The 12,397-nt window shown below is 64.9% G+C and carries 13 protein-coding genes; 3 read left to right on the top strand and 10 right to left on the bottom strand.

All coding sequences use genetic code 11. From position 1 onward, the window contains the following. Positions 1–32 precede the first annotated feature (32 nt). A complete protein-coding gene (locus ACLFKU_RS04215) occupies positions 33–971 on the top strand; it encodes a DMT family transporter (RefSeq protein ID WP_410848251.1) in 939 nt (312 codons plus the stop codon). A gap of 282 nt (positions 972–1,253) precedes the next feature. On the opposite strand, the gene ACLFKU_RS04210 is transcribed toward ACLFKU_RS04215, so the two are convergent. The 6 genes from ACLFKU_RS04210 to ACLFKU_RS04185 form a co-directional block, all read right to left on the bottom strand. Then, entirely contained in the window at positions 1,254–2,171 is a 918-nt protein-coding gene (locus ACLFKU_RS04210) for an MBL fold metallo-hydrolase (protein ID WP_410848250.1), read from the bottom strand. Beyond that, positions 2,168–2,641, bottom strand: coding sequence for a MaoC family dehydratase (locus tag ACLFKU_RS04205; protein ID WP_410848249.1), 474 nt, complete (start codon positions 2,639–2,641; stop codon positions 2,168–2,170). Before ACLFKU_RS04205 ends, ACLFKU_RS04210 begins: the two co-directional genes overlap by 4 nt. Then, the gene (locus tag ACLFKU_RS04200; RefSeq protein ID WP_368583304.1) at positions 2,638–2,883 is read right to left on the bottom strand and encodes a DUF1289 domain-containing protein; all 246 of its coding nucleotides are present in this window, start codon (positions 2,881–2,883) and stop codon (positions 2,638–2,640) included. The genes ACLFKU_RS04205 and ACLFKU_RS04200 overlap by 4 nt, the downstream gene beginning before the upstream one ends. A gap of 5 nt (positions 2,884–2,888) precedes the next feature. Next, positions 2,889–3,410: a YbaK/EbsC family protein gene (locus ACLFKU_RS04195; protein WP_410848248.1), complete on the bottom strand. Its 522-nt coding sequence runs from the start codon at positions 3,408–3,410 to the stop codon at positions 2,889–2,891. A 34-nt stretch (positions 3,411–3,444) separates the two neighbouring features. Next, positions 3,445–4,371, bottom strand: a complete 927-nt coding sequence (locus ACLFKU_RS04190; RefSeq protein ID WP_410848247.1) for a hydroxymethylglutaryl-CoA lyase — start codon at positions 4,369–4,371, stop codon at positions 3,445–3,447. 117 nt (positions 4,372–4,488) lie between these two features. After that, a complete protein-coding gene (locus ACLFKU_RS04185; protein ID WP_368583307.1) occupies positions 4,489–5,430 on the bottom strand; it encodes a 2-hydroxyacid dehydrogenase in 942 nt (313 codons plus the stop codon). Between the two features lie 314 nt (positions 5,431–5,744). Between ACLFKU_RS04185 and ACLFKU_RS04180 the strand changes: the two genes are divergently transcribed. Both ACLFKU_RS04180 and ACLFKU_RS04175 read left to right on the top strand, forming a co-directional pair. Further along, positions 5,745–6,347, top strand: coding sequence for an RBBP9/YdeN family alpha/beta hydrolase (locus ACLFKU_RS04180; RefSeq protein ID WP_410848246.1), 603 nt, complete (start codon positions 5,745–5,747; stop codon positions 6,345–6,347). A gap of 100 nt (positions 6,348–6,447) precedes the next feature. Then, complete coding sequence (locus ACLFKU_RS04175; protein ID WP_410848245.1) at positions 6,448–7,485, top strand: sulfate ABC transporter substrate-binding protein; 1,038 nt, start codon at positions 6,448–6,450, stop codon at positions 7,483–7,485. A gap of 107 nt (positions 7,486–7,592) precedes the next feature. Here ACLFKU_RS04175 and bioB read toward each other — a convergent pair whose 3' ends face one another. The 4 genes from bioB to bioA are packed head-to-tail and all read right to left on the bottom strand — an operon-like array spanning position 7,593 to position 12,007. Beyond that, positions 7,593–8,672 carry a biotin synthase BioB gene (gene bioB, locus ACLFKU_RS04170; RefSeq protein WP_410848244.1) on the bottom strand — a complete coding sequence of 360 codons (1,080 nt, stop codon included), beginning with the start codon at positions 8,670–8,672 and terminating at the stop codon, positions 7,593–7,595. Between the two features lie 52 nt (positions 8,673–8,724). Further along, positions 8,725–9,465, bottom strand: coding sequence for a dethiobiotin synthase (bioD, locus tag ACLFKU_RS04165; protein WP_410848243.1), 741 nt, complete (start codon positions 9,463–9,465; stop codon positions 8,725–8,727). Beyond that, a complete protein-coding gene (bioF, locus tag ACLFKU_RS04160) occupies positions 9,462–10,646 on the bottom strand; it encodes an 8-amino-7-oxononanoate synthase (protein WP_410848242.1) in 1,185 nt (394 codons plus the stop codon). Before bioF ends, bioD begins: the two co-directional genes overlap by 4 nt. Continuing rightward, the gene (bioA, locus tag ACLFKU_RS04155) at positions 10,646–12,007 is read right to left on the bottom strand and encodes an adenosylmethionine--8-amino-7-oxononanoate transaminase (RefSeq protein WP_410848241.1); all 1,362 of its coding nucleotides are present in this window, start codon (positions 12,005–12,007) and stop codon (positions 10,646–10,648) included. Before bioA ends, bioF begins: the two co-directional genes overlap by 1 nt. Between the last annotated feature and the right edge of the window lie 390 nt (positions 12,008–12,397).

Raw genomic sequence — 12,397 nt, 5'->3', positions numbered from 1 at the left:
CAGTTATGCAGTCATCAATCCGGGATCGAACCATGGCTTCAAACAAGGCTTCAGCAACGACCGCGAGCAGTTCGTCCAGCGACATCCGCCGCGGCGCGGCCGAGATGAGCATTGCGATGCTGATGTCGGGCACGATCGGCTGGCTCGTCGTGTCGTCGCAGCAAAGCCCCTTTAACGTGGTGTTTTTCCGCTGCATTTTCGGCGGCGCGACGCTCGCGCTCGTGTGCGCCGTGCTCGGCCTGTTCCGCCGCGAGCTGTTTTCGTGGAAGATGCTCGGCCTCGCGTTACTCGGCGGCGCGGCGATCGTCGTGAACTGGGTGCTGCTGTTCGCCGCATATTCACGCGCGTCGATTTCGATGGCGACGGCCGTCTACAACACGCAGCCGTTCATGCTGGTCGGGCTCGGTGCGCTGGTGTTTCGCGAGCGCATCAGCACGTCGACGATCGCGTGGCTCGTGGTCGCGTTCGTCGGGCTCGTGTTCGTCGTGAAGGTCGAGCCGGCCGTGCTCGCGGTGCCGGGGCAATATCTGGTCGGCGTCGCCTATGCGGTCGGCGCGGCGGCGATGTACGCGGTGTCGTCGATCATCACGAAGCGGCTGAAGGGCACGCCGCCGCATCTGCTCGCGCTGATCCAGGTGTCGCTCGGCGTGCTGTTGCTAGCACCGTTCGTGCGCTTCGACGCACTGCCCGCAAGCGGCGTGCAGTGGCTCGAACTGGTCGTGCTCGGCGTCGTCCACACAGGTCTCATGTACGTGCTGCTGTATGGCGCGATCCAGAAGCTGCCGACGTCGATGACGGGCGCTTTGTCGTTCATCTATCCGGTGGTCGCGATCATCATCGACCGGATTGCGTTCGGACAGACGCTCGCATGGATTCAGGTGCTCGGCGCCGCGCTGATTCTGCTGGCGGCGGCGGGCGTGAATCTCGGCTGGCGGATCGTGCCGCAGAAAAAGCGCTTGTCGTCCACGTGATACGGCTCTTGCCAGGGATTCCGGAATAAGCGCGCGCATTCGAACGCCTAACGCGGCTTGATGACAGAATATGTATGCATTTGTAAAACGCGGTGTCAAATTTCTGTAGGGAAATCACCGATGCGTTGCGAATATTCGCTCGCGTATCATTGATGGCGACGCTGATCACGTCCACACAGATGTTCCGCCGCTCGCCTTGTCGAGCGGCTTTCTTTTTGTAGGTACGGTTTTGGTTCCGGTGCGCGTTCCAACTGCACCCGACTGCACGGGCCAATCACACGTTCAACGCCGCGCGAGAATGCGCGTGCCGTCCACTTCGAGCGGTCCACCGTTTGCCGCGAGCTCCCCGATCATTCCCTTCAGCAACGCTGGCCATTCGCTGCGTGGCTTCAGCATCGACGCGGCGGCGCGCATCACGGATGCGTCGTCGAGCATGCGCAAAAGCGTGTCCACGCTCATCTCGCGGACTTCGAGCAGCTTGAATACGATTAGCACCTTCAGCGCGTTCCTCGCATTGCGAGCGGGATCGGCACGCAACCAGGCGACGCGCGACATCGCGCGTTCGAGCGCCGGTTCGACATGCGTGAACGGCGCGCCGTGGCCAGGGATGACCACGCGCACGTCGAGTGTCGCGATCATGTCGAGCACGGCCTGCTGCTCGGCAAAGCCGCTTTCGCCTTCGAGTTCGGGAAAGATCACGCCGAAGCCGTTTTCCCATAGTGCGTCGGCGCTGATCAGCAAGCGTTCGTCCGCGCAATAAAGCATCAGCGAATGCGGATCGTGGCCCGGCGCGCCGAGCACCTGCCAGTCGAGCGCGCCGAGCCGCAAGCGCGCGCCGGGCGCGAGCGTGCCGGTGAAACCGAAGCGCTCGCAGGTTTGACCGGTCGCGCGAAAGCTGAGGCGCGTTTCGTCCCAGTCGCGTACGGCATCGGCTTCGGATGACGGGATCAACGTGCGACACGGCCATGTGGCCTGCAACAGCGTGTTGCCGCCGCAGTGATCCGAATGCAGATGCGTGTTGACGATCAGATCGAGCGGCCGCGTGTGCAGCGCATTGCGCACCAGCGCGACCGTCTGCGAAGCGTGCGTCGCATAGCCGGTATCGACGAGCGCCGCGCAGGTGTCATCGACGAGCAGCACGTTGTTCGACGACAGCCAGCCGCGCTCGAACACCTGGATCGATGCGGGCAGCGCGATCATGGTGCGGCCGTTTTCGATTGCGCGTGCTCGAGCACGTCGGGCTTCGGCATCACGAGGATCGTCGAGGTGCCCGTAAGCATCAGCTTGCCGCGCTGATTGACCACCGTGCCTTCGAGGTAGGTCAGGTCGCCGCTCAGGCTCGGCTTCCAGTGAGCGTCGCGCACACGCCAGGTGATCGTCAGCGTGTCGTGCGCCTGCACTGCCTTCTTCAGCTTGATATCGAATTCGAGGCCGAGTGGTTGCGCGTAAGTCGAAAAATGCGTGGCGAGGAGCGCCATGAAATACGCGGTGGGTTGCGTGCCCGACGCGATCAGCCCGCCAAAGCGGCTTTGCGCGGCATACGCTTCATCGTGATGCAGCGGGTTCAGATCGACGACGAGCGTCGCGAACGATTTGATCGAATCCACCGACAATTCGACCGTCGAACTGAACGTCTCACCGAGCGTGACGACGCGCGGTGCGGCTTTCATTGCTTCTCCTTCGCCGTCGATGCCGTGCGGCTAGCGATGAACTGCGCGTGGCGCGCTTCGATCGAGTCCCATACCGCGCGCTTATCGTCGTCGTCGAAGGTCGACCAGCCGGCGATTTCATCGATCGTGCGCAGGCATCCTTCGCACCAGCCGGTCGACGCATCCATCCTGCACACGTTGATGCACGGCGACGGCACACAGACGCCGGCGGCTTTTTGTTCGTAAGGCTTACTGCTCGCCATCGTGTTCAGGCCGGCTCGCGCAACGCGACATCGGCGACCGGCGCCCCGGTCAGCGCGATCAGCTCCTGCGCGGTGAGATTGAACACTGCATGCGGATGACCAGCGGCCGCCCACAGGCTCTCCAGCTCGAGCAGATCGGCATCGATCAGCGTGACGGGCTCGGTCGCATGGCCGACCGGGCACACGCCACCGATCGCATAGCCGGTTTTTTCACGCACGAACTTCGCGTCCGCGCGGCCGATCTCGCCGACCTGCGCGGCCACTTTCTTTTCGTCGACGCGATTCGCGCCGCTCGCGATCACGAGCACCGGGGCGTCGTCTTCGCGGCGCCGGAACAGGATCGACTTCGCGATCTGCGCGACCGAGCAGCCAAGTCCCGCGGCCGCTTCGGCGGAAGTCTTGCCGGTTTCCGGCAGCATCACGATTCGCCCCGCGTGACCGCGTTCGCGCAGCAGCAGCGCGACGCGGCGTGCCGAGTCGGGCAGCGCGGCGAGATCGTCGGAGTCGAAGGACGCGAGGTCGTTCATCGTTGGAGATCCTGATTCAAAATGGATGGAGCGTTTATACGCAGGAATTCGCTTCGCTGCGCGCCTTCGCGAGCAGCGCCTTGCCGGCGCGCGACACGTTGGCCCGGCCGATCGCGTTCGAAATGAAGTCGCCGATCTCGACCACCTGGGGGAGGTCGATGCCGGTCTCGATGCCGAGGCCGTTCATCAGATACAGCACGTCTTCGGTCGCGACGTTGCCGGTCGCGCCCTTCGCGTACGGGCAACCGCCGAGCCCCGCGACCGACGCATGAAAAATCTCGATGCCTTCGAGCAACGCAGCGTAGATGTTCGCAAGCGCCTGGCCGTAGGTGTCGTGGAAGTGTCCCGACAGATGCTCGCGCGGAAACACTTCGGTCACCGCCTCGAACACCTCGCGGGTGCGCTTCGGCGTGCCGACGCCGATCGTGTCGGCGATATCGATTTCGTCGCAGCCGAGCGCCGCGAAGCGCTTGACGACATCGACGACCGACGCGACCGGCACCTCACCCTGATACGGACAGCCGAGCGCGCACGACACGCTGCCGCGAATCCGCAGGCCATGTTCTTTCGCCGCTGCGGCAACCGGCGCGAAGCGCTCTATGCTCTCGGCGATGCTGCAGTTGATGTTCTTCTGCGAGAACGCCTCGCTCGCCGCGCCGAAGATCACGATCTCGTCGGCGCGCGCCGCGAGCGCGCCTTCGAAGCCCCGCAGGTTCGGCGTCAGCACCGAGTAGATGGTGCCGGCGCGGCGCTCGATGCCGGCCATCACATCAGCGCCGTCGGCCATCTGCGGCACCCATTTCGGCGACACGAACGACGCCGCTTCGACGTTGCGAAAACCCGCCGCCGACAGCCGGTTGATCAGTTCGATCTTGGTTGCGGTCGGCACGAATTCCTTCTCGTTCTGCAGCCCGTCGCGCGGACCCACTTCGACGATTTTCACTTGTTGCGGTAAGGCCATGATGTGTCTCCGATCCGATGCGGTTTTATCGCAGTCCCATCCAGGACGGGTGCCGCCGCATTGCTGTGATTCAGTTCAGCGCGCACGTCTGCGACGCGCGCGGGTGTGGGAATTCACTTAGTAGCCGCGCTCCAGCCGCACGACGCCGCTCACCTGCTCGCCGCGCATCATCGCGCCGATCTTGTCCGCGACCTGCACGACGCTGTCCTCGCGCAATGTCAGCGCCGACGTGTGCGGCGTGATCGTGATGCGCGGCTCGCGCCAGAACGGATGATCGGCGGGCAGAGGTTCCTCGCGGAACACGTCGAGCGTCGCGGCGGCGAGCTGGCCGCTCGCGAGCGCGGCGAGCAGATCCGTTTCCACCAGATGCGCGCCGCGCGCGACGTTGATCAGATACGCGCCGCGCACGAGTTTCGCGAAGACTCGCGCATTCAGCACGCTTTCCGTGTCGGGTGTATGCGGCAGCAGATTGACGAGCACCTTAGCGCCGTCGAGGAAGCTATCGAACTGGGCGTCGCCGGCGAACGTCGCGATGCCGTCGATCTGCTTCGCGCTGCGGCTATAGCCGCGCACCGGCAGGCCGAACGAAGCGAGCGTTTGCGCGACCTGCGTGCCGAGCACGCCGAGACCGAGCACGCCCACCGTGAACGTTGCGCGCGGATGCGGCTCGAGCACTTTCCAGCGGCGCTCGTCTTGCAGCATCTGATATTCGTCGAAGCGGCGCAGATAGCGCAGCACCGCATGCGTTACGTACTCGGCCATCTGCGCGCCCATGCCGGTGTCTTCGAGGCGAATCAGCGGCACCTCGGGCGGCAACGTGCCGGGGTGCGCGCGTTCGAGCGCGAGAATCGCATCGACGCCCGCGCCCAAATTGAAGATCGCGCGCAGCGTAGTGCGGCCGGCCAGCATCTCGCGCGGCGGACGCCAGACCACCGCGAAATCGGCTGGCGCGTTGTCGCCGGGCTGCCATTCGCGCAGCTCGGCCGCGGGCAAAGCGCGCGCGAAGTCGTGCAGCCAGGCGGCGGCTTCGGTGTGCGGGGCGTAGAAGAGTATTTTCATGCGGTACGGATTGCGGCGGCGTCGACCTGAGCATCAGCGGGGCGGACTGTCAGCGCGCCTCGGCGATGGGGCGACGCGAGTGGCATCGGGTCTCCTCCCGTTGAAATAGGCTTCATTCTACTTTTTCGACGCAAATCGCGCGCGTCTGCGCACGGGCGTGCGTTTCGCGATGCGTGTGGTCGCGGGCGTCGAGTTCGCACGTAACGGCGCATTTCTTCGTTTGCCCCATAACCAAAGCACAAAATCTTGGTTCATCGACGCGCGACCGAGCGGGACAATGATCGCCCGGATTTCCTGCGCAGCGAGACACGCACATGCTTTCATGCACCCGATCGAGCTGGCCGCCACGGCTCGTCACCGTTCCCGGCCTGCACGGCAGCGAAGGCGCGCATTGGCAAACATGGCTGGAGCGGCAGTTCGCGCGCTCGTTGCGCGTCGAGCAGGCCAACTGGGACGCGCCCGATCTCGCGCTATGGGCAAAGTCGTTGCGCGATCTGCTCGCACGCGAACGCGGTCCGTTCGTGCTGGCTGCGCACAGCTTCGGCTGCCTTGCGACCGCGCATGCGTTGCAGCAGGGCGCGCTCGCCAGCGACGTGGTCGGCGTGCTGTTCGTCGCGCCCGCGAGTCCGCGCAAGTTCGAATTCGCGGGACCGTTCGACGCGCGACGTGTGGGCGTACCGTCGATCCTGATCGGCAGCGAAACCGACCCGTGGATGACGCTCGCCGACGCGCGCGATCTCGCGCAGCGTTTCGGCAGCGCGTTCGTCAATCTCGGCGATGCGGGGCATATCAACACGGCAGCGGGCTTCGGTCCGTGGCCGCGCGCGAAGTACTTCATCGATACGCTCGTGCATTGCGCGGCGCCGCTGCGCTTTCGCGAGGAGGCGATCGATACCGCGCAGCATGCGCTTTTGTGAGCACCCCGCTGCGGCGCGCGCGAGGTAAGCAATCCGTTAGAATCCCGAGTCACGCCGCGTATGCGCGGCTACAGGTTTTATCATCGACGACGGGGAAACAATGAAGGGCATCACGGGGACATCAAGCCGGTTCAAAGCGGGCGTCACGGCTGGCTTCACACTGATTGCGCTCGCGTTCGGCGGCGTCTCGACGGCGCATGCGGATACGTCGCTACTGAACGTGTCGTACGACGTGACGCGCGAGCTGTACAAGGACATCAACGCGGGCTTCATCGCGGACTACAAGCAGAAGAGCGGCGAGACGGTGTCGCTGCGGCAGTCGCACGGCGCGTCGAGCGCGCAGGCGCTGTCGGTGCTGCAGGGGCTACAGGCCGACGTGGTGACGATGAATCAGCCGAACGACATCGACCTGCTCGCCGAAAAGGGCCACCTGGTCCCGGCCAACTGGCGCGCGCGTCTGCCGGACGATAGCGCGCCCTACACGACGACGATGGTGTTCCTCGTGCGCAAGGGCAACCCGAAGCACATCAAGGACTGGGACGATCTCGCGAAGCCGGGCATCCAGGCGGTGATCGCGAATCCGAAGACGTCGGGCAACGGACGTTATACGTATCTCGCCGCATGGGGTTATCGCAAGCAGAACGGCGGCACCGATGCGCAGGCGATCGACTTCGTGAAGGCGATCTTCCGCAACGTGCCGGTGCTCGACACCGGCGGTCGAGGAGCGACGACGACGTTCACGCAGCGCGGTATCGGCGATGTGCTCGTCACGTTCGAGAACGAAGTGTCGCTGATCGATACGGGTGTCGGCGCGGGCAGCTATGAAGCGGTGTATCCGTCGCTGAGTCTGCTCGCGGCGCCGCCGGTGTCGATCGTCGATAAGGTCGTCGACAAGCGTGGCACGCGCAAGCAAGCGCAGGCATATCTCGACTATCTGTGGTCGCCGGCCGCGCAGGAGATCATCGCGCAGCATCATCTGCGTCCGCGCGACAAGAACGTCTTCGCGAAGCACGCGGCCGAGTTCAAGCCGATCAAGACGTTCACGGTCGAGCAGATGTTCGGCAGCTGGCAGACGGCGCAGGACACGCACTTCTCCGATGGGGGGACGTTCGATCAGATTATTGTTGATCGGAAATAAGCTTCGCGTTTAGCGTAAAAAGAAAAGGCTGCCTCGCAAAACGAGGCAGCCTTTTTTATTCCCGCACGCTTAGCGCATGCGAGTTACCGATGCAGCGACTCCGCGACTCAATTCGCCGCGCCGTGATCCCCATGCCCATGCGCACACCCATGCTCGCAGCCACTCCGCTCGACCGGCATCTGCTGCGCAGCCTCAGCGCGAATGCCCAGCCGCGCGAGCAGCTTGCGGTCCGCTTCCGCCTGCGGATTGCTCGTGGTCAGCAACTGGTCGCCGTAGAAAATCGAATTCGCGCCCGCGAGGAAGCACATCGCCTGCAACGCCTCATCCATCTGTTCGCGGCCGGCCGATAGACGCACCATCGCGCGCGGCATCGTGATGCGCGCAATCGCGATCGTGCGCACGAATTCGAACGGATCGATCGGTTCGGTGCCGGTCAGCGGCGTGCCTTGCACCTGCACCAGATTGTTGATCGGCACCGATTCCGGATACGGCTCCATGTTCGCGAGCTGCGCGATCAGCCCCGCGCGTTCGCGGCGCGATTCGCCCATGCCGACGATGCCGCCGCAACACACGTTGATGCCCGCGTCGCGCACACGCTCGAGCGTGTCGAGGCGATCCTGATAGGTTCGCGTCGAAATGATCTGGCCGTAGAACTCCGGCGACGTATCGAGGTTGTGGTTGTAGTAGTCGAGGCCCGCATCGCGCAGCGCTTGTGCCTGATGCGGTTCGAGCATGCCGAGCGTCACGCAGGTTTCGAGGCCCATCGCCTTCACGCCGCGGATCATGTCCTTGATCGGCTCGAGGTGGCGGTCCTTCGGATTGCGCCACGCGGCGCCCATGCAGAAGCGCGTCGCGCCGTTGTCCTTCGCGAGTTTCGCTGCGGCGAGCACTTCGTCGACCGGCATCAGCTTGTCGGCCGCGAGACCGGTGTCGTGATGCACCGATTGCGGACAGTACGCGCAATCTTCTTCGCAGCCGCCGGTCTTGATCGACAGCAGCGTCGACAACTGCACCGCATTCGCGTCGAAATGCTCGCGATGGGTTTGCTGCGCGCGAAACAGCAGGTCGTTGAACGGCAATTCGTACAACGCGACGATATCGGCGACGCGCCAGCGCGCGAGCGGCTTCGCTTCAGTGGCGGCGGCGCTCGTGTCGGCGCTGCCCGCTGCGATGTTCAGTTGTGTCATGTGATCGATCCTCGTGTACGGATGAAATGGGGTTCGGCGCTGCTGGGCAGCGCTATGCCGCGCGCAATTGGCGCAGCGTTTGCAGAAGCCGACGAATGTCGAGCTGTTCGGCCGCAAGTTCCGGCGACAGCGGGCTGATATGCGGCACGATTCCGAGCAGCGGTGCGTCGTACGCTTGCGCGAGATGCGCGCGAATCGACGCGATGTTTTCGTCGGCGAAGGTCATATCCGGGTCGATGCGATTGGCGACCCAGCCCGCGAGCGTGAGACCGCGCGCGGCGATCGCTTCGGCGCTCAGCAGTGCATGGCTGATGCAGCCGAGCCGCATGCCGACCACCAGCACCACCGGCAGCTTCAGCGCGACGGCGAGATCGGCGGTGTCCTGCGTCGCGGTCAACGGCACGCGAAAGCCGCCGACACCTTCGACGACGACGACCTCGGCGAGCTTCAGCGCTTCGCGATGGCACGCGACGATGTGGTCGAGATCGAACGAGACGTTTTCCAGCGCCGCAGCGATGTGCGGCGCGGCCGGTTCCTTCAGCAGATACGGCGTGCGCATCGCGGGCGGCAGCAGCACGCTCGACGCGGCATCGAGTTGATCGGCGTCTTCGTTGTGCAGCACGCCGTTCACTTCGAACGCGCCCGCCGCGATCGGCTTCATCGCGGCCGCTCGCAGACCTTCGCGCACGAAGCCGCGCAATAGCGCCGACGACACGAAGGTCTTGCCGATTTCCGTATCGGTGCCGGTGACGAACAGCGACAGTGCGCCGCCATCGTTATTCAGGTTGCTCATGCGGCGCGCGCTCCGACTTGTTTCAAGGCGGCTTCGAGCCGGTCGAGATCCGCATGCGAGTGCGCGGCCGACAGCGAGATGCGCAGGCGCGACGTGCCGGTCGGCACGGTCGGCGGACGGATCGCGGGCACCCACAGCCCGGCGCGATCGAGCGACGCGGCGATGTCGAGCGTCGCGTCGTTCGCGCCGATGATCAGCGGTTGAACGGCCGTATGCGAATCGACGGGCAGCCACGGTGTCGCCTTCAGCATCGCGCGGGTGCGCTCGATCAGTTGCTGCAGATGCGCGCGGCGCGCATCGCCTTCATCGCCGCCGATGATGCGCAGGCTCGCCGACACGGCATGCGCGGCCGCCGGCACCGACGCGGTCGTGAAGATATACGGACGCGCGCGCTGCACGAGCCATTCGATCACGGTCGCGTGCGCGGCCACGAACGCGCCGGAAACGCCCGCCGCCTTGCCGAGCGTGCCGATCGAGATCAGATGCGGCGAGCGCAACGCGGCTTGCGCGATCGCGCCGCGGCCCTGCGGACCGAGCACGCCGAAGCCGTGCGCATCGTCGACGATCAGCCACGCGCCGTGCCGCTCCGCGAGTTCGAGCAAACGGGGCAGCGGCGCGATGTCGCCGTCCATGCTGAACACCGTGTCGGAGACGATCACCTTGACGTCCGCTTCGGACGCTTCGAGCATCGCGCTCAACGCATCCATGTCGCAGTGCGGATAGATCTGCACATCGGCGCGCGACAGCCGCGCACCGTCGATCAGCGATGCGTGATTGAGCGCATCGGAGAACAGCGTCGTGCCGCGGCCCGCGAGCGCGGTCAGCGTCGCGAGATTCGCCATATAGCCGGTGCTGAAGTACAACGCGCGGGCATCGTCGACGAAGCCGCCCGCGAATGCCGCGAGATCGTCTTCCAACTGCGCATGCGCGCGCGAATGACCGCCGAGCAGATGCGAGCCGCCGCTGCCCGCGCCATATAGCCGCGCGCCTTCGGCGATCGCCTCGATCAACTGCGGATGCGCGGCGAGGCCCAGGTAGTCGTTGCTCGCGAAGCCGATGATTTCACGGCCGTCGACCGTCATGTGCGCGGCGCAGGGTGTGTCCGCGGTGCGGCGGCGGCGACGCAGGCCGCGTGCGTCGATTTCCTTCAGGCCTTCGGCGAGTGTGTCGAGCAGATGCATCAGCGGGCCTCCGCGAGCGTGGCGTCGAAGGTGTCGCGTGTGCGCGCGGCGAGCAGCGCGAGTTCTTGGTCGTCGAGAATGTACGGTGGCATCAGGTACACGGTGGTGCCGATCGGGCGCAACAGTAGCTCGCGTTGGAGCGCGTTTTCGAAGAAGCGGCGCGAGAATGTTTTGGCTCGCTGAGGATCGTCGATCACCGCATCGAACGCGAAAATCGTGCCGCGCTGACGCAGATTGCGTACCTGCGCGTGCTCGGCGAGCGGCGCGAGCGCGGCCTCGAGCTTTGCCGATTTGCGGGTGTTGGTGGCGAGCACGTCGTCGCTCGCGAACAGATCGAGCGTAGCGAGCGCGGCGCGGCACGCGAGCGGATTGCCGGTGTAGGAATGCGAGTGCAGGAAGCCGCGGGCGGTGTCGTCGTGATAGAAGGCCGCGAAGATCTCGTCGCGCGACAGCACGATCGACAGCGGCAGATAGCCACCGCTGATGCCTTTCGACAGACACAGGAAGTCGGGCCACACGCCTGCCTGTTCGGATGCGAAGAACGTGCCGGTGCGGCCACAGCCGACCGCGATTTCGTCGGCGATCAGATGCACGCCGTACTGGTCGCACAGCGCGCGCAATCCGGCGACGTACGACGCGTCGTGCATCGCCATGCCGGCCGCGCACTGCACGAGCGGCTCGACGATCAGCGCGGCGATGCGGTTCGCGCGCGCCTCGAACAGCGCGCGCACATTGTCGAGCGCGCGGCGCGCGACGTCGGCGGCGGTTTCGCCCGCTTGCGCGAGCCGCGCATCGGGCGACGCGACGACGTGCGCGTGACGGATCAGCGGATCGTACGCGTCCTTGAATAGCGCGACGTCGGTCACGCCGAGCGCGCCGATCGTCTCGCCGTGGTAGCTGTTGGCAAGGCAGACGAATTCCTGCTTGTCCGCGTAGCCCCGATTGCGCCAGCTATGAAAGCTCATCTTCAGCGCGATCTCGACCGCTGACGCGCCATCCGATGCGAAGAACGCGTGGCCGAGCGTGTTGCCGGTCAACGCGTGCAGACGTTCGGCGAGCTCGACGGCGGGTTCGTGCGTGCAGCCGGCGAGCATCGCGTGTTCGAGCGTATCGAGCTGATCTTTAAGCACAGCGTTGATGCGTGGGTTCGCGTGACCGAACAGATTGACCCACCACGAACTGATCGCGTCGAGATAGCGATGACCCGCGCGATCGTATAGCCATGCGCCTTGACCGCGCGCGACGGGGATCAGCGGCAGACGTTCGTGATGCTTCATCTGCGTGCACGGGTGCCACACCGCGCGAAGGCTGCGGGCGACCCAATCTTCAGGGGCGACCGTGGGGGCTGCTGAATTTTCCAAAGAGGTACTCCGAGGTGCTTTTTTGCCACGCACGCGTGAGGGTGATTCCAGGCCCTTTTTGAAAGGTGTTTCCGTTTTTCCGCAGACCTATTCCGGTCGCGGGGAGCGAGCCTTGGCGAGTGCGCGGGGTCGAGATTAGCGGTTTATTTCGCCGCGCGCATCAGGTGCGAAACGCACGTCTTTCGCGCTGGCGTCGAGGTTTGCCGCTGTTCGATGCAGCTCGTTCGACTTCGGGATCGAAGCTCGCCAATCGACGGAGATAGCGACGTCAAAGTAATCGGCTATTACTGGCGAGAATTTGTGGTGAAGAGGTGCTTTTGCACATGCGCGCCGGGCGAACGCTCGTAGCTCTCATCGTGCAACGGCGGCCCGAATGCAAAAAGGCCTGCT

The organism is Paraburkholderia sp. EG304 (genome assembly GCF_046543485.1).
Classification (GTDB): domain Bacteria; phylum Pseudomonadota; class Gammaproteobacteria; order Burkholderiales; family Burkholderiaceae; genus Paraburkholderia; species Paraburkholderia youngii.
The sequence above is the reverse complement of the archived record's forward strand: the minus strand, read 5'-3'. Positions and strand labels throughout refer to the sequence as shown.